The organism is Chryseobacterium sp. WG14, assembly GCF_024586945.1.
Classification (GTDB): Bacteria; Bacteroidota; Bacteroidia; order Flavobacteriales; family Weeksellaceae; genus Chryseobacterium.
The window spans coordinates 555,402-576,830 of record NZ_JALCZD010000001.1 but is presented as its reverse complement, the minus strand read 5'-3'; the positions used below and the strand labels follow the sequence as shown (position 1 = coordinate 576,830).

Annotated in this window: 25 protein-coding genes; 4 read left to right on the top strand and 21 right to left on the bottom strand. The window is 35.8% G+C overall.

The genetic code is table 11. The annotated features are described in order from the left end of the window. Window positions 1-37: 37 nt before the first annotated feature. From MP478_RS02510 to MP478_RS02480, 7 genes are all read right to left on the bottom strand, one after another. Window positions 38-814 (bottom strand): alpha/beta fold hydrolase, encoded by a 777-nt coding sequence (locus MP478_RS02510; RefSeq protein WP_257199493.1) that lies wholly within the window; start codon window positions 812-814, stop codon window positions 38-40. A 3-nt stretch (window positions 815-817) separates the two neighbouring features. Beyond that, window positions 818-1,342 (bottom strand): DinB family protein, encoded by a 525-nt coding sequence (locus MP478_RS02505; RefSeq protein ID WP_230040289.1) that lies wholly within the window; start codon window positions 1,340-1,342, stop codon window positions 818-820. A gap of 34 nt (window positions 1,343-1,376) precedes the next feature. Beyond that, a complete protein-coding gene (locus MP478_RS02500) occupies window positions 1,377-1,838 on the bottom strand; it encodes a DinB family protein (protein WP_230040291.1) in 462 nt (153 codons plus the stop codon). 10 nt (window positions 1,839-1,848) lie between these two features. Further along, window positions 1,849-2,265 (bottom strand): VOC family protein, encoded by a 417-nt coding sequence (locus tag MP478_RS02495; protein ID WP_230040293.1) that lies wholly within the window; start codon window positions 2,263-2,265, stop codon window positions 1,849-1,851. 156 nt (window positions 2,266-2,421) lie between these two features. Beyond that, window positions 2,422-2,832 carry a VOC family protein gene (locus tag MP478_RS02490; protein ID WP_230040294.1) on the bottom strand — a complete coding sequence of 137 codons (411 nt, stop codon included), beginning with the start codon at window positions 2,830-2,832 and terminating at the stop codon, window positions 2,422-2,424. A 76-nt stretch (window positions 2,833-2,908) separates the two neighbouring features. Beyond that, entirely contained in the window at window positions 2,909-3,499 is a 591-nt protein-coding gene (locus tag MP478_RS02485) for a Crp/Fnr family transcriptional regulator (RefSeq protein WP_230040296.1), read from the bottom strand. Between the two features lie 397 nt (window positions 3,500-3,896). Then, the gene (locus MP478_RS02480) at window positions 3,897-5,102 is read right to left on the bottom strand and encodes a DUF763 domain-containing protein (RefSeq protein ID WP_257189160.1); all 1,206 of its coding nucleotides are present in this window, start codon (window positions 5,100-5,102) and stop codon (window positions 3,897-3,899) included. A gap of 135 nt (window positions 5,103-5,237) precedes the next feature. On the opposite strand from MP478_RS02480, the gene MP478_RS02475 reads away from it, so the two are divergent. Continuing rightward, window positions 5,238-5,825 (top strand): peroxiredoxin, encoded by a 588-nt coding sequence (locus MP478_RS02475; RefSeq protein WP_257199492.1) that lies wholly within the window; start codon window positions 5,238-5,240, stop codon window positions 5,823-5,825. Here the strand turns inward: MP478_RS02475 and MP478_RS02470 are convergent. The 5 genes from MP478_RS02470 to tpx all read right to left on the bottom strand — a co-directional run bounded on the left by MP478_RS02470 (window position 5,820) and on the right by tpx (window position 8,691). After that, on the bottom strand, window positions 5,820-6,227 hold the full coding sequence (locus MP478_RS02470) for a glyoxalase superfamily protein (protein WP_230040302.1): 408 nt from the start codon (window positions 6,225-6,227) through the stop codon (window positions 5,820-5,822). The two genes, MP478_RS02475 and MP478_RS02470, sit on opposite strands and share 6 nt — an antisense overlap. A gap of 122 nt (window positions 6,228-6,349) precedes the next feature. Then, window positions 6,350-6,697, bottom strand: coding sequence for a VOC family protein (locus tag MP478_RS02465; RefSeq protein ID WP_257199491.1), 348 nt, complete (start codon window positions 6,695-6,697; stop codon window positions 6,350-6,352). Window positions 6,698-6,775: 78 nt separating this feature from the next. After that, window positions 6,776-7,465, bottom strand: a complete 690-nt coding sequence (locus MP478_RS02460; RefSeq protein WP_230040306.1) for an alpha/beta hydrolase — start codon at window positions 7,463-7,465, stop codon at window positions 6,776-6,778. A gap of 66 nt (window positions 7,466-7,531) precedes the next feature. After that, window positions 7,532-8,104, bottom strand: a complete 573-nt coding sequence (locus MP478_RS02455) for a Crp/Fnr family transcriptional regulator (protein WP_257189163.1) — start codon at window positions 8,102-8,104, stop codon at window positions 7,532-7,534. A gap of 86 nt (window positions 8,105-8,190) precedes the next feature. Then, window positions 8,191-8,691 (bottom strand): thiol peroxidase, encoded by a 501-nt coding sequence (gene tpx, locus MP478_RS02450; protein ID WP_257189164.1) that lies wholly within the window; start codon window positions 8,689-8,691, stop codon window positions 8,191-8,193. Window positions 8,692-8,858: 167 nt separating this feature from the next. On the opposite strand from tpx, the gene MP478_RS02445 reads away from it, so the two are divergent. Next, the gene (locus MP478_RS02445; RefSeq protein WP_257199490.1) at window positions 8,859-11,078 is read left to right on the top strand and encodes an NADP-dependent isocitrate dehydrogenase; all 2,220 of its coding nucleotides are present in this window, start codon (window positions 8,859-8,861) and stop codon (window positions 11,076-11,078) included. Window positions 11,079-11,377: 299 nt separating this feature from the next. Here MP478_RS02445 and MP478_RS02440 read toward each other — a convergent pair whose 3' ends face one another. The 4 genes from MP478_RS02440 to MP478_RS02425 all read right to left on the bottom strand — a co-directional run bounded on the left by MP478_RS02440 (window position 11,378) and on the right by MP478_RS02425 (window position 15,034). Then, the gene (locus MP478_RS02440; RefSeq protein ID WP_257199489.1) at window positions 11,378-12,370 is read right to left on the bottom strand and encodes an MBL fold metallo-hydrolase; all 993 of its coding nucleotides are present in this window, start codon (window positions 12,368-12,370) and stop codon (window positions 11,378-11,380) included. Between the two features lie 87 nt (window positions 12,371-12,457). Beyond that, window positions 12,458-13,459 (bottom strand): aldo/keto reductase, encoded by a 1,002-nt coding sequence (locus MP478_RS02435; RefSeq protein WP_257199488.1) that lies wholly within the window; start codon window positions 13,457-13,459, stop codon window positions 12,458-12,460. 86 nt (window positions 13,460-13,545) lie between these two features. Then, window positions 13,546-14,451, bottom strand: coding sequence for an AraC family transcriptional regulator (locus MP478_RS02430; RefSeq protein WP_257199487.1), 906 nt, complete (start codon window positions 14,449-14,451; stop codon window positions 13,546-13,548). Between the two features lie 118 nt (window positions 14,452-14,569). Further along, a complete protein-coding gene (locus MP478_RS02425; protein WP_230040319.1) occupies window positions 14,570-15,034 on the bottom strand; it encodes a hypothetical protein in 465 nt (154 codons plus the stop codon). Between the two features lie 407 nt (window positions 15,035-15,441). Here MP478_RS02425 and MP478_RS02420 point away from each other — a divergent pair, with 407 nt between their 5' ends. Next, a complete protein-coding gene (locus MP478_RS02420) occupies window positions 15,442-15,729 on the top strand; it encodes a GNAT family N-acetyltransferase (RefSeq protein ID WP_230040321.1) in 288 nt (95 codons plus the stop codon). Here MP478_RS02420 and MP478_RS02415 read toward each other — a convergent pair whose 3' ends face one another. Continuing rightward, entirely contained in the window at window positions 15,730-16,827 is a 1,098-nt protein-coding gene (locus MP478_RS02415; protein ID WP_257199485.1) for an MBL fold metallo-hydrolase, read from the bottom strand. Window positions 16,828-16,999: 172 nt separating this feature from the next. On the opposite strand from MP478_RS02415, the gene MP478_RS02410 reads away from it, so the two are divergent. Continuing rightward, window positions 17,000-18,538: a S41 family peptidase gene (locus MP478_RS02410; protein ID WP_257199484.1), complete on the top strand. Its 1,539-nt coding sequence runs from the start codon at window positions 17,000-17,002 to the stop codon at window positions 18,536-18,538. Between the two features lie 36 nt (window positions 18,539-18,574). On the opposite strand, the gene MP478_RS02405 is transcribed toward MP478_RS02410, so the two are convergent. The 4 genes from MP478_RS02405 to MP478_RS02390 all read right to left on the bottom strand — a co-directional run bounded on the left by MP478_RS02405 (window position 18,575) and on the right by MP478_RS02390 (window position 21,313). Further along, window positions 18,575-19,165: a hypothetical protein gene (locus tag MP478_RS02405; RefSeq protein WP_257189172.1), complete on the bottom strand. Its 591-nt coding sequence runs from the start codon at window positions 19,163-19,165 to the stop codon at window positions 18,575-18,577. Between the two features lie 29 nt (window positions 19,166-19,194). Next, the gene (locus MP478_RS02400) at window positions 19,195-19,689 is read right to left on the bottom strand and encodes an RNA polymerase sigma factor (protein ID WP_230041255.1); all 495 of its coding nucleotides are present in this window, start codon (window positions 19,687-19,689) and stop codon (window positions 19,195-19,197) included. 283 nt (window positions 19,690-19,972) lie between these two features. Next, a complete protein-coding gene (locus tag MP478_RS02395) occupies window positions 19,973-20,791 on the bottom strand; it encodes a hypothetical protein (protein ID WP_257189174.1) in 819 nt (272 codons plus the stop codon). A gap of 12 nt (window positions 20,792-20,803) precedes the next feature. Continuing rightward, complete coding sequence (locus MP478_RS02390) at window positions 20,804-21,313, bottom strand: RNA polymerase sigma factor (protein WP_230041253.1); 510 nt, start codon at window positions 21,311-21,313, stop codon at window positions 20,804-20,806. Window positions 21,314-21,429 lie beyond the last annotated feature (116 nt).

Below are 21,429 nucleotides of genomic sequence, written 5' to 3'. Positions count from 1 at the left end.
CATTGGTGTTACTTTTAAAACCTGTACTAGCTGTATTTTATTTATTTAAAAAATTTTCTATTTCTTTTACCGTGAAATCTATTAAGTGAGTATCTATACTTCCATCGAAATCGGCCATCATATAAGTACCATGTGTTGCGGGAAGTATCATTAATTGTGATTTTTTTACCAGCCTCCACATAGCAACTGTATGTTCGGGCTTCATGACATCTTTGTCACCGCTGATAAACAGTGCAGGTGACGCAATAGAAGCCAGCACCTCATCATCCCAATCTTCAAAAGTCTGCATCCTTTTACAGTCTTTGTCAAAGAGGTTTTCAAGCTTTGAGAAATCAGGATTTAAGTTTAAAAAGTTAATTTTAAAGGGTTCCGGCATGGTGTCAAAAGTAGCCTCCTGCATTCCTTCAAAAAAGCCATCAATCATTCCTGATCTTTTATAAAATGCTGAAGCCACCACCAGTTTTTCTACAATATCCGGAAAAAGATGAGCGATTTGTAAAACGGTATTTCCACCGTTGCTGAACCCCCAAAATGAAGCTTTTTTAATATCGATTTCTGATAAAAGAGCAGCAACATCGCGGGCATCCTGCTCAAATGTTTCAGGAATATCCCGGTGCTCACTTCTCCCGTGATTCTGAAGATCAATTCCAATCAGCTGAAATTTATTTTCCAGTCTTGCAATGGCTTCTTTGTAATCAAACAGAAAAGAAGAACCTCCACCGTGAATCAATACCAAAGGTTTTCCTGCACCATACATTTCATAATACATCTGAATTCCATTGACTTGTTTATAGCCCTTTTCTACCGGATTCATAAGTTAGTATTTTATATTTTCGTCCACATCATATTTCATTCCCGGATAGCCTAAAATTTTACGCATCAGCCCGATCTGTCCGCACAGATAATCTTCACGCCCAATGCACATTCCGACAAAATTGAGTTTATTTTCTTTGATAAAAGGAATATTCATCCCCATTTCAAATATTTCATCCAGTTCCTCATCCGTTACCTCCCATAATCTCTGGTATACTTTTGAAGAGATATCGTGAAAGTTTTTCTGTAGTTCAGCTAAAGTTGGATATTTGCTGCTTTCATCCAAAGCCTTTCCCTGAAAAAAAAGATCATTATTAGGATCCTGATCCTGCAGTCCCAATACCCAACCCAAACCATACCTCATATTCACGAAGTTTCCTGCCATCCATACGATATGATTGGTTTTATTTTCAATTCTTTTCAATGCATCTTCTTCCGAAATGCCGTCCAAAACATTCATAAAGCTTTGGGTATGCATCCTGTAAGCCGGAATAATAATTTCCAATTTTTTTGATTTTGGTGTGTCCATTTTTTTATTTTTTTATGGATTATATTTTTAAACCTTACTTTATCGCTCCCGGTTTCCCCAGGATTCTGCGCAGGTAACCGAGCTGTCCGCTGTGGTAAATTTCATGAAAGCAAAGCATTGAAATATCTGTCCTGTTTTCGGGATTAAAGCTTTCGAGGGTGTTAAGTTTTGCTTCCAGTAGATCCTGAGATTTCTTCAGGTAAGATTTTAGTTCTTCAAAATTTACAAATTCAGCTTTCCGCTCCAATGGAATTTCTCCTCTGTTGTAGCAGGAGAATTTCTCTCCGTCCCAAACAGATTCTTCACCCAGGATATTCAGAAAAGCGTTCCTTATGTAAATTAAGTGTCCGAGGATCCAATTCATAGAATTAGCCTCACCATTGGGAAAAACCATAGATTCGTCATGCGTGATACCCTCTATATTTAAAGAGATCACCTTATAATTACTGGTCACTTGGTTTTTCACGAAGTCTATTCCGTTTGATATAGTTTCCATAAGATAAGTATTATGATTGGTCTGCAGGTAGTTGTGAGAGGTCTCCATACATCACTTCCCACTGATGCCCATCAATATCTGCAAAAGCACTTTGATACATCCATCCGTGATCGATCGGTTCACTATATGTTGAACCTCCGTTTTCAATAGCTGTTTTTACCATATGATCTACCTCATCCCGATTGTTTACACCTATTGCAAGAAGCACTTGTGTAGTATCTCCTTTGGCAAAAGGCCTGTTCGTAAATGTTTGAAAAAATTCTTCTTTCAGAAACATGGTGTAAATATGATCCTCCCGCATGACTACACATATTGCCTGTTCATTCGAAAACTGTTCATTTATAGAAAAGCCAAGCTTCGTCCAGAATTCTCTGGTTTTTTGTACGTCTTTTACAGGTAAATTGACATAAATCTGGTTAATTGTCATTTTGTAATTTTTAGTGTTGAACTTGTAACCTAAATGACCAAGGTTTAATAAAACTACCTTGGCATAAGGCAAGATTTAATTTATTTGAAAATAAAACATCTGGTAAAGTTGAATAAGAAGCACTTTATGACAGTGATGCTCATTAGGTGTTCTATCCTATTCAGCAGGCATTTGAGAAATATCGGCATAGGTTATATTCCAGCCATGTCCATCCAAGTCCCAAAAAGAATTTTGATACATCCATCCGTAATCCTGAGGTTCCTCATGTTGTGTGCATCCATTTTGCAAGGCAGTATTGACCACCTTATCAACTTCTTCACGGCTGTTGAGTCCAATGGCAACAAGAACCTGGCTTGTATTCTCTTTGGCAACAGGCTTATTGGTAAAAGTCTGGAAGTAATCTTCTTTCAGGAACATGACATAGATATTGTCATCCTTCATTACAATGCATACTGCCTTATCATCTGAAAACTGTTCGTTAATTTCAAAACCAAGGGTAGTCCAGAATTCTCTTGTTTTCTGTATGTCTTTAACCGGAAGGTTGACATAAATTTGATTGACTTTCATTTTGTAATTTTTAGTGTTAAACTTTTAACCAAAATTACCAAGGTATGATGAAAATCAACTTGCCATAAGGCAAGATTTAATTTTTCTTGGGATGGGAAACCAATTCTTTACGAATACGGCTTAAAGAAGTATCTGTAACCCCAAGGTAGGAAGCAATCTGCTTTAACGGAGCAAACTGTATGACTTTTGATTTTTGTTCCAGCAAATTCAGGTACCTTCTGGTAGCGGAAAGGGTAAACATTTCTACAGACCGCTGTTTATAGTCAAAAAGTTCTTTAGACATCCAGGATCTTCCCCATTCCCTGAGGTTTGGAATTTTATGGAATAAATCCTGAAAAGTATCGTAATCAAGCCTCCAGCATTCACAATCTGTAATACAGACAATGTTTTCCTGAGACGGTATTCTCTGAAACAATGATAAAACCTCAATAATAACTTCATTCTCTACAAAAAAATGTGTCGTCACTTCATTCCCGTTGAAATCATTAACAAATGAACGTGCCAGTCCACTGTCTAAAATATAATATTCATTGGCTGTTTTTCCTTCTTCCAGCATAAAGTCTCCTTTTTGAAATGTCTTTTTTTCGTGAGCCTGAAATATTTCTTCAAGCTCCTCATGAAGAAAAAAAGGAAAATCATAGCATGTTTCTAAGGCTTTATTAGTCATCAGGTCATTTTTTTTTAAGATTTTAAAAATAAAATTTTTAATTCAAATAAAGATATAAATATTAAACAAATAAGAAAATTATTCATAAAAATCAATATATCATATTGAAATCAAAGACAATCAGCTATAACTAATAATTAAACAAATGTTTTGATTGTTATAAATCACCCCGTCAAATTAACCACCCCGTCAAATCGTTGATTTGACACCCCTCCAGAGGAGGGGAATGGTTATACCCTTATGGGTCGTGGTATAAAAGTATTTGGATAAAGGTATTATTAAAGTTTAATACAAACAGGCCGTTCGCAGATATATAAATCCACCTTTAGGCCTTTAGCTAAAACAGACAGTTTTATCATTGAGTTCTTTTTTAAACTTCAGAAGAGAGGTTTATGTCTTAAAATAAAGACAGCTGAATCGGTTTGTTTGGTTTTTGAGCGTCTCCAAAAACTGTTTTCCCTCCAAAACGCCACGAGTTTTGTCGTTCTTCTTCAATAACCTGCTGAATATCAAAATCAGGAGTAAAATCTTTTTCAGCTGATGCTACAATCTGATGCAGCTTGTGTAAAGAATTTAATTTATCTGAATTTCCAAGCTTTGACTTTTCTATTCCTTTTCTAAGAATACCAATGCTTTCGTCGTACGTTTTTGTAGGTACTGGAAAAGGATGACCGTCTTTACCTCCGTGCGCAAAAGAAAACCTTGCAGGATCAGCAAATCTTGCCGGTGCCCCATGAATCACCTCACTTACCAATGCTAATGACTGCATAGTTCTCGGGCCAACACCTTCCAGCATCAGCAGGTCTTCAAAATTTTGTGGCTGCTGTTCACGGGTAATATATAAAAGCGCACCTAACCGCTTCAAATCTACATCAGAAGCCCGTACATCATGATGGGCAGGAAGAATTAATCTTGAAAAGTCTTTCATCACATCTATAGAGTCAGTATGGGAAATATCAAGGATTCCTTTCCTGTTTCCTGCAGCTTCGGAATCGGTAAGGTTAAGGATTTTCCCTCTTGAAATACCATTAATTCCAGTATGGGGTTCCTCTACAAATGATTTTACATTTTCCGAATGCCAATGGTAGCGTCTTGCCGTTCCGTCAGACTCGTGCATTCCCTGCTGAATCACACTCCAGTTTCCGTTATCTGAAAGCACAAAATTATGCAGGTATAGCTGGTATCCATCCTGTATAGCGGTATTGTCAACCTTTGCTGAAAGTCTACTGGCTCTTACCAGCTCTGTTCCATTCAGACCCGTTTTATCAGCTATACGAATCAGCTCGGAGGGAGTTTCTCTTGATAGTTTACCCTTGCCTCCACAGATATAAAGTCCCAGGGATTGGGAATTGGGATTAATAGAACGTTTCAAGGCTCCCATAACAGAAGTGGTAATTCCCGAAGAATGCCAGTCCATCCCCATCACCGCACCAAAGCTTTGAAACCAAAACGGATCTGCCAAACGGCGGAGAACCTCATCTTTACCATAATCCATCAGGATCACTTCAATAATGGAAAGCCCCAATACAGACATCCGCTCGTATAGCCATGGCGGTACTTTGCCATAGTGAAGTGGTAGATCTGCTGTTCCTGAACGTTTCATTTTGATTAAAAAACAAAGTTAGTTTTAATATTCTAAATGGGTCATGATTTGAATCAACTTTAAATAAGGGATAAAAAATTGTTTATTCCTATTTTTTTTGTGATTTTTGTATACCTCCAATACCAACAAATTATTATGAAAAAACTTTTATTTTTCCTATCTGTAATCCTGTTATCGGCCTGCCAAAGTAAAAAAGAAGAGTCAACCAATACGGAAGATCTTCAAAAAATGCGAGAGGAATGGATAAAAAACAGGTTAGATTTCTTTCAGGCAGCTCAACCCAAGTATTTTTCAGCTAAAACAATTAATGGTCATTCGTTCAACTCAAAGGATTATCAAGGGAAAAACCTCCTGATCTTCATTTACAGTAAAACCTTTCTTAAAAAAGATCCTCAGGCCAGTTATAATATGGTGGATGATTTTAATGGAATTTATGCCCGTTACAAAGACCATGTAGGAGTTATAGGGATTGTAGAGGGGCTAGTGGATACAGATAAGGAACTTCAACATATCTTTCATGATTCCAATTTTCCGTTTGAACAAATAGATAATACGCAATCTCCAGGCAAACCGGAACAACTGAAATATAATATCTACTGTACTCCGGCTAAAATACTGATTAACTCCAATGGAAAAGTGATCCATTCCAGTTGTGGAGGAGCTACAGATGAGGAGCTTATACGAAAGTTAGACAGTATTAAGAGTGCTCCAAAAGAGCTATAGGTCATTTGAGTAAAGCTTCAAATCCCCATGCTTTTCTTCATCAAACTCTTCATTAAAAATAATTTTGTTTCCAAACGGATCATTAACGGTAAAAGAAATGGCATTGTAAAAGGTCTTTTCAAGGCCCGGACGATTGTATTTGTAATTTTTACCGAGTAGTTCTTTGTGGTATTCGGGCACTCCTTCTCCCCAGATAAAAACATTGGTTCCCGGAGTTCCGTCCCCATGATGTTCACTCAGATGAAGAATAATATTGTCTTTTTTCACCTCCATATAAACGGGTGTATTTTCTTCAAAATGATGTTCCCATACGATTTCAAAGCCCATCCAACCGATGTAAAATTCCAGGGTTTTCTGATAATCAAAAATTCTGAGAATAGGAATGACCTGTTTTGCATTCATTATATAAATTAATTAAATATTTATGTGGATTTTGGAAATTATTTTTAAGTTTTGGCTAAAGCCAAATGATGCTCTATTTTTATGAAAGCGGACTAAAGTCCGCTCCTATTGAATGATATGTTTTATTGGTGAGAAAGGATGTTAATCAGTTTTCCAAACGGGTCTTTTACAAAGAATCTACGGACTCCCCAATCTTCATTGGTGATTTCATAAGTAATTTCAAAGTCTGCCTGCTTCATTTTATCATAAATTTCATTCACATTATCTACTTCAATGGATAAATCCGGAACTTCCGTGTTATTTCCGCCCTGTTTAGCAAAACTGATCTGAACTTTTGCCTCTTCTTTATTTCCTAGAGTTTTGATCCAGCCATGATCCATCAAAACATCAAGTTCTAAAATATCCTGATAAAAATGACTGGCTTTTGACAGATCATCTGTTTTTATGTTGACTACGATTCTTTTGACCATACTGTATCATTTAAAAAGCCCTGTGAAATTACATAAAATTCCACAGGGTTTCACAAGATTTTTATATGTATTTAGTCCTTAGAGCGAAGAAGCTGCTTCCAAAATCAATTCGGTAACTTCTTTAGGATGTGAAGCTAATGAGGCGTGCCCTGCATCTAAAGTAATTATTTTCTTTGGCTGAAGTCTTTCTGCCATTTCTTTCTCTGTTTCTGCCGGGATCATATGATCTTGTGAGGAGATCTGATACCAGCTTGGTTTTGTTTTCCATGCCGGCTCTCCAGCAACGTCTCCGAAACATTGCCCATGAATAGGTTTTTGTGACAATGCCATTACCAAAGCTTTTTCGGCATCGAGATCCTGGCAAAAAGCAGATTGAAACTCATCATACTTAATCCACAGGAAGCCTTTACTGTCCGGATAAATACTTGTTCCACCCGAAGATTCTCTTCTTCCTAAAAGAGCTCCTAAACTGTCTCCTGCATCCGGAGCAAAGGCTGCAATATAAACCAGCCCGGCAACTTTATCATGGTTTCCGGCACCCGAAATAACAGCACCTCCATAAGAATGCCCTACTAAAAGTACTTTTCCTTCCTGGGCATCAATAAGATCTTTTGTCTTATTAATATCATCCTGTAACGAAGTTAAAGGATTCTGAACACTTCTTACTTTATACCCTGCTTTTACCAAAGAAGGAATAACATACTGCCAGTGTGAGCCGTCTCCCCACGCTCCGTGTACCAAAATAATGGTTAAATCTTTCTGTTCCATAATGATTATTTAAAATTTGATGATTGTAAAGCTACGTGCTAAAATCTCAGTAGGCGTTAACTTAAGTTAATTAACAATCCGGTTTCTTATCCGGCTAAGAGACTGCTCTGTTATTCCTAAATAGCTGGCAATATGTTTCTGGGCTATTTTCTGAAAAAGAAGGGGTTCTTTTTTCAGAAGGTTTAAGTATCTGTTTTCGGGGGAATAGCATAACAAATCATCAATTCTTTTTTTGGCATCCAGATAAATTTTTTCACTCATTACACGCCCAAACTGCTGCCAGTAAGCTTCTTTTTCATATAAAGATTTAAGATCTTCCTTTCTTAAAAGTAAAATTTCACAATCTTCCAATGCCTGAATATTCATATTGGAAACGGTGTCGCAAAGGATACTTTCATAGTCTGTAAAAAATTCATTCTCAAAATAAAATCCGAAATTGATTTCCCGCCCCTGATCATTGATATAAAAGCTTCTTATCGTTCCTTTTTTGATAAAGCCTAAGTATTTACACTTTTCACCCTGTTTCAGAAAAAAACCGGATTTTAAAAGCTGTTTATGTTTAAGCAGGGCATAAAATTCTTCGAAATGCTCCCGATCTACCTGAAACAGTTCTCCATATTTTTTGTGATGGTTCAGCATAATCTATTTGTGTTTTTATATCTAAAAAAGCCTTGCAAAAAAAATTTCACAAGGCTATTACAAGTATTTTATTCCTGTTGTTTATCCTATTGGTTCAATGCTGTAAGTGCTGCATTATAATTAGGCTCATCAGCAATTTCTGAAACCTGCTCTGTATATACTACTTTGTTGTTTTCGTCTGTAACAATTACCGCACGGCTCAATAATCCCTTTAAAGGAGAATCTGTAATAGTCACTTCATAATCATCTCCAAAGCTGCTTCTGAAATCTGAAAGTGTTTCAACATTATTTAATCCTTCAGCTGCACAAAATCTTCCTAAGGCAAAAGGAAGATCTTTTGATATATTAATAACTACCGTATTATCCAATTTTGAAGCTTCTTCATTGAATTTTCTACTGGAAGCAGCACAGGTTGGCGTATCAATACTTGGGAAAATATTGAATACTTTTTTCTTTCCGTCAAAGGTTTCAAGTGTTTTTACATTTAAACCGGAGTCTACCAAAGCAAAATCTTTGATAGTGGTTCCTACTGACGGCAATGTTCCTATTGTGTGTACTTCGTTTCCTTTTAAAGTAATGGTTGACATAATTTTATTTTTAAAGTTTTTCAAATTTAATCAAAATAGATTTTTTTTCAATTTAATAAAGGTTAAATTAATCTTAAAGTGAAAAAACTCAGTACAGGAGTAAGTTCGAAAATTAAATTTTAACTAAATTTGTAGGACTATAATTTCAAATAACAAATAACAGTATAATGTCAGAAAAATCAAAAATCTATTACACGCTTACTGATGAAGCTCCAATGCTGGCTACACATTCGTTTTTACCTATCGTAAAAGCTTTCACAAAATCAGCAAACATCGAGATCGCAGTTCCGGATATTTCTTTGGCAGGAAGAATTTTAGCTAATTTTCCTGAATTTTTAAAAGACGATCAGAAAATCGGTGATGCTTTAGCAGAATTAGGACAGCTGGCTACTCAACCTGACGCTAATATTATCAAACTTCCTAATATTTCGGCTTCTGTTCCTCAGTTGGATGAGGCTATTGCTGAATTACAGGCTAAAGGTTTCGCAGTTCCCAATTATCCTGCAGAACCTAAAAATGATGATGAAAAAGCAATCAAAGCTAAATATGCAAAAGTTTTAGGAAGTGCAGTAAATCCGGTATTAAGAGAAGGAAATTCTGACAGACGTGCTCCAAAAGCTGTTAAAAACTATGCAAAGGCCAACCCTCACAGAATGGGTGACTGGGCTTCTGACAGCAAAACTGATGTAGCTCATATGAACAATGGTGATTTCTACGGGACAGAAAACTCTACAACCTTAGAAAATGCCACTCAATATAAAATTGTATTCAAAGGAAATGATGGGGCTGAAACTTTGTTGAAAGATTTCGCAGGTCTTCAGGCCGGAGAGATTATCGATTCTTCTGTAATGAATCTAAATGCTTTGAAAGTATTTGTACAGGAAGCTATTGAAGAAGCTAAAAATAAAAATGTACTTCTTTCCGCTCACCTTAAAGCGACAATGATGAAAATCTCTGATCCGATTATTTTCGGGGCTATTGTAGAGACGTTCTTCAAGGGTGTATTTGCTAAATATGCTGAGACATTCAAATCTTTAGATGTCAACCCTAACAATGGTCTTGCTGATCTTTTTGAAAAAATCAAAGGAAATGCTCAGGAAGCTGACATCAAAGCTGATATCGAAAAAGCTCTTGCTGAAGGACCTAGAGTGGCCATGGTAAATTCTGACAAAGGGATTACCAACTTCCACGTACCTTCTGACATCATTGTTGATGCTTCTATGGCTGCTCTTGTAAGAGGTGGCGGTAAAATGTGGAACAAAGAAGGGAACGAAGAAGATACAGTTTGTATTATTCCGGACCGTTCTTATGCAGGTTTCTATCAGTCTGTCATTGACGATATGAAGGCACACGGAAAACTGGACCCTACGACTATGGGATCTGTTCCCAATGTTGGATTAATGGCTCAAAAAGCTGAAGAGTATGGTTCTCACGATAAAACTTTCCAATTGTCTGCTGACGGAACTGTAGAGGTTCAGGATGAAGCGGGTAATGTTCTTCTTTCTCAAAAGGTAGAAAAAGACGATATCTTCAGAATGTGCCAGACTAAAGATGCTCCTATCCAGGACTGGGTAAAACTAGCTGTAAACAGATCAAGATTATCTGATACACCTGCTATTTTCTGGCTGGACAAAGGAAGAGCTCATGACAGAGAAATCATCAAAAAAGTAGAAAAATATCTTGCTGATCACGATACTGCAGGTCTTGACATCAGAATTCTTGATGTAAAAGATGCTATGACTGAAACATTAAAAAGAGCAAGAGAAGGTAAAGATACGATCTCTGTTTCAGGAAACGTATTAAGAGATTACTTAACTGACCTTTTCCCGATCCTTGAACTTGGAACTTCTGCAAAAATGCTTTCTATTGTTCCATTAATGAACGGAGGTGGCTTGTTTGAAACTGGTGCCGGAGGTTCTGCTCCAAAACACGTGGAACAGTTCTTAGAAGAAGGATATTTAAGATGGGATTCTCTAGGTGAATTCCTTGCTTTACAAGCTTCTCTAGAGCATTTGGCACAAACTCAGGAAAATGCAAAGTCCCAGGTACTGGCTGATGCATTGGATGAAGCAAATGCTAAATTCTTAGCTACAGATAAGTCTCCTGCAAGAAAAGTAGGACAAATTGATAACAGAGGTTCTCATTTCTATTTAGCTATGTATTGGGCTGAAGCCTTGGCAAACCAAACTGTTGATGCAGAATTGGCGGCTAAATTTGCTCCAATTGCAAAAGAAATGAAAGAAAATGAAGAAGTAATTAATGCAGAATTAATTGGTGCTCAAGGTAAGCCTCAAAATATTGACGGTTACTACAAAACTGATAAATACAAAACGTATACGGCAATGAGACCAAGTACTGTTTTAAATGAAATTATTGACAGAATCTAATTTCTGATGTAAGTATAAATTAGAAAGCTCCTTTTGAAAAAGGGGCTTTCTTGTTTTTGGCCTATTCTTTAAAAGATATACCGAAAACCACCCCATCAAAAATTCTTTGAATTTTCGCCACCCCGCCGGAGAAGGGGAATGATCGCCATTACAAATTACAGTAAACATTTTACCTATTAGCTATTACATGTTTGGCTAAAGCCAGATCACACATTGATAATAATAAAGCGGACTAAAGTCCGCTCCTATTGATGTTTACTCTTCAACATCTGTTATCTATTATCTGCTTCTGCTATTTTTTAATTCATAAAGCTTTGGGGAAACCATTCAAAAGCGTTTGCTTTTTTCTTTGTGAATCCCAGCCCTGGCCATGGCAGGTGACAGGCAAAGGCTCTGGTTTGGGTATCAGCCAACTGTAGAAGAAGTTTTTTTCTTGTAGCGGTAGCAATGTCCAGGTCGGTATCTCCGGAAAAGCCCCATTCAGGATGCGGAAAAAGAATAACATCGGAATGAATAAGGTCTGCAATGTACAGTAATTTTTCATTGCCTGAAGATATTGTTGTAACTGTTAAACCTGGCGTATGCCCCGGAGCTAACTGAAAGCTGAAATAATCATACATCTTATTGTTCAAATCATAAAATTTCAGTTTGGGTTGAATTGCTTTTAAGATATTCTGAAGCGCTGGAACAATCTGATTCAGCAATTCAGGTCTGGCTTTCAGAGCACTGTTATTAAAGTCTTTAAGGGAAGCCTGCATCCAGAAATCATATTCAATTTTTGAAATGAAGATATTTGCATTAGGGTAAACAAAGTTATTTTGTTTATCTATAACTCCTCCAATATGATCGGGGTGGGCATGAGAAATAAAAACGTCAGTAATATCCTTCGCAGAGAAGCCTGATTTTTGGAGGCTTTTCAGTAGAAATCCTGTTCTTTCATCAGCAAAAATTCCCATTCCGGAGTCGAAAAGGATTAGTTTATTCTCTGTCTTAACAAGCAGCGTGTTCATCGCCATATCAATATAATCTTCTGGCCTGAAATTATTTTTAAGAATGGCTTTCACTTCTGAAACATTCCCTCGTGGGGCAAATGAATTCACATCCGTTTCGTGAATGTATCCATCCGTGAGAACAAAAAGTTCCAATTCTCCGAGTTTCATTTTTTTAAACCCTGAAAGGTCTTCTTCTTTGTTGTTGGAAGTTATTTTCGGCTCTGCCAGTACACTGGAAAAAGGAACCAAGCTCAGTGTTCCTGCCAGTAAACCATTCTTTAACAGTTCTCTTCTATTCATAATATAAATATGTGATGTTGTGATTGTATTCTATTTAAAGAAACTGAGCTTCTGCCATTATCCAGAAGCCAGTTTACAGTATAGCCTTTAGTTGTTTACTAATTTCATGGAGCCCTCAGTATATCTTTCGCCTACATTGGGGTATTTTTTCAGGATGGCATCAATGGTATCCAAATCAGATTGGGAAAGGTCTATATTTACGGCCGCAATATTTTCTTCCAGGTATTTGATTCGTTTGGTCCCAGGGATCGGAATAATATCTTCACCCTGATTGAGTACCCAGGCTAATGCCAGCTGAGTTCCCTTTACTCCTTTGGAAGCAGCAAGATCATTGATTTCTTTTGCCAGCTTGGTATTGTTTTCTATATTTTCCTGCTGATAACGCGGTAAAGACCTTCTAAAGTCGTCATCCCCAAAGTTCTGTACTTCATTAATGTTTGCAAAAAGGCCTCTTGCTAATGGAGAATAAGGAACCAAACTAATTCCAAGCTCTCTGATCGTTGGCAGAATTTCTTTTTCAACATCTTTTGTAAGGATAGAGTATTCAGACTGCAATGCAGCAATCGGATGAATTTTATTGGCTTTTCTGATAGATTCTGCTGAAGCTTCAGAAAGTCCGATATATTTTACTTTTCCGGCTTTTACAAGTTCTGCCATTGCTCCTACTGTTTCTTCTACAGGGATATTCGGGTCTACTCTATGGGCATAGTAAAGATCAATAGTATCTATTTTTAACCTTTGGAGGCTTAAATCCACCGCCTTTCTGATCCATTCCGGCGAACCGTCAAAGTAAGTGCCCGGAGCTCCACTATGGCTGGCTTTACCATCTTTAAATCTGAATCCGAATTTTGTGGCAATAAAAATCTTATCTCTGTTGGGAACCAAAACTTTAGAGATCAGCTTTTCATTTTCTCCATTAGCATACATATCTGCTGTATCCCAAAAATTGACTCCCAAGTCTAATGCTCTGTGTAAAGTATTGATACTCTCCTGCTCATCTGCAGGACCATAAGCAAAGCTCATTCCCATACAGCCTAAACCAATAGCAGATAACTGCTCTCCTGTATTTCCTAATTTTCTAAATTTCATGATGGTATGATTTTAATTTTACAAGACAAAATTAGAACATAGAAACAGCATCTGTGATATATAATTCAAACTAAGAATTATAAAATTCAAACAGAATTCATTCTTAAGGTATTCGGAGTTAGCCCGGTTTGTTTTTTAAAATAATTGGTAAAATAAGCAGGCTCTTCAAAACCCAACCCATAGGCTATCTCAGCAATATTCCAGTCTGTGTGTTTCAATAAAGCATGGGCTTCCTGAACAACTCTGGCTGTGATTTGCTGGCTGGTTGTCTTTCCGGTAATCTCTTTTACAGAACGGTTCAGGGAATTCACATGAATGGAAAGACTCTGGGCATAATCATTGGGTGTTTTCAATTTCAGATATGCTTCAGGACTGTCAATAGGAAACTGTCTTTCCAGCAGTTCCATAAATAAGGAAGCTACTCTTTGTGAAGCATTCTGATAAGGTTCAAAACTTTCTGCCGGGTTCATTTTCATTGTTTCATGAATCATCAGGTAAAGATAGGCCCTAAGCATATCGTACTTATGAACGTAATCCGACTGAATTTCGGTCATCATTTTGATATACAGGTCAGAAAGTATCTTCTGCTGATCTTCCTCAACAAAGAAAACCGGAGTTCCCCCTATTTTGAAAAGCGGAGAATCCTGAAGGTTTCCCATACGGCTGCCACTTTGCAGAAACTCCTCTGTAAAGAGGCAGAACCATCCTTTTTGATTTTCATCCTCAGATTCCCAGGAATAAGGAACAATAGGGTTCGAAAATAATAATGCCGGGCGGTCTATCTCAATCCATTTATCTGCATAATGAAGTCTTCCCTTTCCTATAATCAATGAAATTTTATAATAATCTCTCCTGCTGTAGGGAGCTAATACAGCACAATATTCCCTTGAGGCTACATTGAAATGCCCCATCCCATGTGTAACGAGACACTGGGGGCCCAGGCCGGGAAAATTTCTTTCATAAAAACCTTTTACTGATTCCTTGGATTCCATATATCAAAATTATAAAATTCAAACCAATATATCTAAAAAAATAATCTATATCTATACAATAGAAATGGCTGACATTACTGCCAGCCACTTAAAGTGAATATATATAATTGATAATGGTCTAATCCCAGTCATCGCCATGCCCGTGTCCGTTCCCATGACGATTCTTATTTTGTTTTTTATAATATTTTTCCTGATTTTTATAATACTTTTCCTGTTGTTTACGGTATTTTTTCACATCATTTTTACGTCCATAAACGATCACAGGATTCTGTCCTCTATAATATTTCTTTTTAAATACGATGTATTTTTCCCTTCCAAGTATTCTCTCAAGTTCAGAGTATCTTTCGTCCTTCCATCTTCCGGGTTCTACTACATATACTCTATTCCATGAATTGTAATCACGGTATCGGTCATTTAAAGCATAGACCTGGTTAGCCTGTGTTGTGGAAAGTAACAGATCTGCGATTACAGTCTGCCAGTTGATATCAGTAATACTTCTTCTATAATCATTATAATAATCTGACTGTGCATAGCTCATGCTAAAGGTCCCGATTAAAAATGCTGTTAATAATAATTTTTTCATTTCATTTCCCTTTTAAATTAAACATGATGACATAGACAATTAAAGTGCCAATTATTAATTCCAATTCCCAACATTTGTTAATAAAAATCGCAAACCATTGATTATCTTTTATAATATTTTCAAAATTCATGTGTAATTATTAGATGTTAGATGTTTAGCAAAGGTTCTTTATTCTTTATTCTTTATTCTTTATTCTTTATTCTTTATTCTTTATTCTTTATTCTTTATTCTTTATTCTTTATTCTTTATTCTTTATTCTTTATTCTTTATTCTTTAAATCCATTACTTATAAAATTCGTTAAGATTCCAAAAATATGTTATACCATATCATTTAAATTTGTAATTTTAAAATAGAGAATGCTTTTTATTGTTCTCTTAGAGCCATTATCAACTAAATCTCAGTAATTATGGAAAATATAAAATTTGAAGTATCTCCCTATCAGGATGAATTACAGCTACTCATTGATGATGAAAAAGTGGGTTATATGTCCATAGAGATCGACGGAAGGTTACTGATCGTATATTATACTAAACTGGATGAAGCCCGTGAAGGACAGGGATATGCCAAGCTGTTACTGGATGAATTGGTACGCTATGCAGAAGAAAAGGATTTACTTGTAGACCCGGAATGTGATTTTGTACGCCAGCAGTTTGAGAATCATCCTGCAAGATATAAAGATATCTGGCATGCATAATCAGTCTTCCCACCATACACTAAACTGATAATCTGACTGGTTCAGATCAACAACTTCTCCAATTTTTGGAGTAAGGATAGATAAGTCTTTTTCTTTTCCAAGATTTGTTATTTTTTGTAGAGGTTCATTCCAGGGATGAAGAGCCAGTGCAAATTTAGCAGCATGTACAGGAATAATATGTTTTGCTTTTACATCAATACCCGCCTGAATTACATCTTCAGGTAAGGTATGAATGTATTTCCATGCTTCACCATATTGTCCATTTTCAAGAATGGCATAATCGAAAGGGCCATATTTTTCTCCTATCATTTTAAAGTGAGAGTCATAACCGCTGTCGCCTCCTAAAAATATTTTTTTTGTAGGGGTTATCAAAACATACGAAGCCCAGAGGGTATCATTCTGTTTTATTCTTCTCCCGGAAAAGTGCCTTGCGGGTGTAAAGATTATGGTAGTATTATTTTTTAATTTCACTTCAGCACCCCAGTCTTCTTCAATAAGTTTATTTTCCGGATATCCCCATCTTTCCAAATGCGCTCCTACTCCAAGGGGTATAATAGCCATACCTGTTCTGTCTCTAATAGATCGAACAGTGGGATAATCCAGGTGATCAAAATGATCGTGGGTAATAATCAGGTAATCCAGCTCCGGAATGTCTTCGGGCTTAAAAATATCAGCTCCTTTAAATGCTTTATTGAAATATTTAAAGGGGGATCCATATAAGCTCAGTACCGGATCAATTAAAAAAGAGATTCCGCCAACCTGTAAATAATAAGATGAATGCCCCAGCCAGACGAATACATCTTTGTCTTTATCAATACTTTTTAAATCTGTGTGAATGGAAGGAATATCTTTCGAGGGTTTTAGCAACGGATCTTTCTTACCCAGAAAAAAGTCATAAGTGACTTTTGACATTTTGTAGCCTTCAGCAATTGATGGAGTACAACTGATATTCTGAAATTGTTTTTTTCTGTACAGTTTTGATTTTTTGATACGTTCCAGCCGCTTTCCTTTGGGTACAGCACCAAAGGCTTTCCCATTGATCACTATATAATAAACACTAAGCAATACAGCTATTCCTGTAATAATCCAGTACACCATCTGTTAAATAAAGATCAAATGTATTGACTTTTCATTTTAAATAAAAAATATAAATAATAAAGCTCTCAATTTTTAACTAAATTTATAAAGTCAAGCACAAAATTTATCATTCATTTAAGTGATGATTAATTTTAATCTTTCTATTTTAGCAGCTTAAAAAAACTCAAAGACATTGAAAAATTATTCGGCAATATTGCTTCTGGTTCTATTATCGTCATGTTCTTCTATCAGAAAACATAACGAACAAAGAGCTTCATGCACTCCTCCGGAACAACTTAAAGAAGATGTAGACTATGCTTATTCAAAGCTTCAGCAGATGCATCCTCAGTTATATTGGTATATTCCCAAACAAGAATTAGACTATAAATTTGATAGTCTTAAACAAACAATTACCGAACCTCTTACTCCGCTTCAGTTTTATTTCAAATTCCAGCCTGTCATTGCAAGTATACGTGAAGGACATCTTTCTTTGAGGATTCCAAGAAAAAAATTTACGAAACAGGAAATCAAAAAATTAGAGCATACAAAAGGGTTATTCAGCCGCTTTGAATATTATATAGATGGTGATCATATGTATATCATTCAAAATAGAGATGCTATTGAAAATATCAAACCGGGAACTGAAATTCTAAAGATTGACAATATTGCTGTTTCAGACTATATTAAAAAATACAGAAGCCTGATCAGCAGTGACGGATACAATACCACTTTTCATTCTTATTTTTTAAAGGATCTTTTTTTTAACTTCTATACTGCTGAAAACGGCCTATCTAATACTGCAATTATTGAGACACTTTATGAAGGTGAAAAACATGCGTATACGTTAAGCAGGGAATCTAAATCAGAAACTGATCTTGACAAGGATAAGGAAATGAAAAAGAGGACACAGGAAAAAAAGGTAAATGATTATGTAGCCGCCAGCAATTCTTATAACAGAAGTTTTAAATTCCTGGATAAAGACAGCACTATCGCTTACTTACAGGTGAAAAGTTTCTCCCGGGATTATTCAGATAAATTTTACAAGGAAACTTTTGCTAAAATAAAAAATGCAAAGTCTTCCTATCTTATCATTGATGTCCGCAACAACTATGGAGGTTCACTTCACGAAATTAATAATCTGTATTCCTATTTAACAGATAAACCTTTTACGCTGATAAAACCGTCTCAGGTGACCTCAAAAACAACTCCTTTAAGAACCAATTATTTCAGGAAAAGCACTCCTTTAGAATATGCCTTCAAAAGTATTGCCTATCCGAGTTACTTTTTCGCCCAGGCTTTCAGCACCTATAAAAAGGATGGAAAGACCTTCTATAAAATGAAGGTGGATAAGCCTACAAAACCCAATAAAGAATCTTTCAACGGAAAAGTTTTTGTACTGATCAACGGAGGAAGTTTTTCGGCTTCTTCTATCATTACGGCAAAGCTTAAAAGTGATAAGAAAGCCATCCTGGTTGGGGAAGAAACAGGAGGTGCCAACGATGGAACGGTAGCAGGATTTTATTCTTACCAACAACTTCCCAATACCAAAATAAAGTTTCCCATAGGATTACTTTTTGTACAGCCGAATATCGACTTCCGGGACAGTAAGAAGGGAGTGACACCTGATATTGTAATTAAAGAAAGTATGCAGGATATTATTGATAAAAAAGATCCGCAGCTGGACTGGATAAAAAATGAAATAAACATAGAAAAAGAAAAATTTTCCCAATAAGAGACTCGGGCGGGCTTTCAGCCCGCCCGAGTCTCTTTATTTCTTTAGCTCATTTAAAAGGCCTTCAATATGTTGAATATGTCTTCCATAATAGCGATAGAACCATAGTCTTCCGGATAAAAACAATACAAATAGCCCTGCGATTACTGAACCTATCAGTATAATGGCAATTTTAGCCTCGCTTAAAGGTTTGGGCCAGGGTATAAACTCCAGGACGATAAGTATCTCGCATACCAGAAAAGGGGCAAAACTGATATAGTAAGAGAGGTAATACTGTTTATTTAAATTAAACTGGGTAACCAGATCTTTCAGCGCCTCATAGGTCTTCAGTTCCGTGTTGCTTATCTCATTGTAAAGTTTAAAAAATTTACTGAAAAAGAAAACGGTGACAATTAGCATAGAAGCAATTAATACGGTAATATACAACTGAAGTTTAAAAGGCCTGCATACCGAGCAAACCATAAATGCAAAAATAAAAATCCCTATAATCCACCAGAACTCCTGACGCATATTTTTACGCATTTTTTCAAGTGGAAGATTAATTTTATTTCTTTGTTCAATGCTTATTTCCGGTGTTACCTCTGTAATATCCTCATTCCAGGTATTTTTCAATTCGTCTATATTCATTGGTTTGTTGATTTACTGATTATTTAAATTTAATCTGAGCCTAAAATATCTTTAAGTTTATTTTTTGCTCTGTTCATTTTCACTCTTACATTTCCTTCAGAAATACCCATTTGTTCGGCAATTTCTCTCCCTGAAAAATCTTCCAGGTAATAAAAAATAAATGCTTTATCAATTGGATTCAGCTGATGAATGGCTTTATACATTTTAGCTAACCTTTCCTCTTTATGATAGTCATACTCTTCCTGAGCAATGATATAGTTGGAAATGTCATTATTAGCAATAAAGCTCCTTCTTTTTTCTGATTTAAGGAAAATAATAGCGGTGTTTAAGGCAATCCTGTAGAGCCAGGTTGAAAATTCACTATGCCCGAGAAAGCTGGGATATGCTTTCCAGAGCTGGTATATAATTTCCTGAAAAAGATCATCCCGGTCTTCTTTTTCAGACATATACATCTTAGAAATCTTAAAAATGATTCCTTTATGCTTTGTAATCTTATCCAAAAACTCTTGCTCTATTGAGGTCATAGCTTGTCAGTCTAAAGAGTTAGTTTCAGTTTAAAAAAAATGTTACAGAAATTTAGAAAAAATAAAAAAACCTGACAGAAATCTGTCAGGTCCTCATTGTGTGTGTTTTTTAATCTTACTCAATAGCTATTTGTTCCAATAGTATCTTGCTCGAAATAATAATTTTCACAGTTAGTAGAAAAAAAACGGAAATGTTACATTTTTTTATAAAAAAACTGCTATAAAACTTCAAGGTATCGATTGATGGAATTTATCTATTATTAATTTTAAAAGGTAAAAAATTCTAATTCAGCCTATCTAAAGCCTTTTGCAGTGTATTCACATCAATAAAATCAAGTTTTGCACCTATAATGATAAAGACAAAAAGAACAAATGTTAAAAACAGAATAATAAATATATAGACTGACACAAACCAGATTACGGTATTCAGAATATTTCCTTTAATTCCAAATTTGTTCATAAAAAATCTCTGAGAACGTTCAAACCATGATTTTTTCTTACTGACAGCTTTTGGAGCTATATCAATACCGTTAAGCTCATCTACCAACCGTATAACATCTTCTATATACCTGCCGTACATATAATAAATCCAGTATTTGATAATAAAGAAGACTAATAAAAGGGTAATGAGAAAACTGATTCCGAAAATAGCCAGATTATACTCCATATCGAAATGGAAATTAACTTTTATCAAAGATAAGAGGAAGGCCAATGGAATATAGGAAATATAGTATGAAATATAAATTTCCTTTGATATTAAAAGCTGAGCTTTAAGGTTAAAAAGATCATAATTGGTATTGATACTGTTTCTTTGCAGTAATTTATACAGTATAAGAAACCGGGAATAAAAATAAACAATAAAGGCGATCGTCAAAACAGTGACGAAAGTTGATATCGTTTTAATATTAGAATCAGGAGAAGCAAAAGGAAAACTGGTCAGTAGCATGGGTAATGTAATGACCATGAGCCAAAATTCAGTTTTCATATTGATTTTCAACATCTGTAGTGGAGAATGGATCTCCCGCTGCTTTTCAAGCGAAATTTCCGGCGGTTCCTGGCCGTTATCTTTATTCCAAAGTTCTTTAAAATTATCTAGCTCCATGTTTTTCATGTTTTAATTTGAACCTGTCCTTTGTTTTTCAATGATCTCTTTCAGTTTCGCTTTTGCCCTTTTAAGTTTTACCCTTGCATTGACTTCGGTAATACCTAGCTGATGGGCAATTTCTTTTCCGGGAAAATCTTCCAGAAAGAAAAAAATAAGAGCTTTATCAATTGGGCTCAGCTGATGGATCGCTTCATACATCATCTTCATATTTTTGTCATCCGTATCATTATAGGGCTCCTGCTGAACACCTAATCCGTCTACATTTTGGTTCCGGATAAAACTACGCTTTTTTTCGCTTCTCAAAAATACAATTGCTGTATTAAGCGCAGTTCTGTACAGCCACGTTGAGAAATCACTCCTTCTCTGGAAATCTCCATATGATTTCCACGCCTGGTAAATGATCTCCTGATAAAGATCATTCTGGTCGTCCCAATTATCCATATACATTTTAGAGATCTTGAAAATAACACCTTTATGTTTTTCAATTTTCTCTAAAAATTCTTTTTCCAGTGAAGACATGATTTACAAACTAATCCTTAAAGTAACATCAATAAAAACGCTACTTTTATATAACACAAAAACTAAAATTCCAGAGATTAAGTTAAAAAATTCTTAAAAAACAAAGGCATTTATTA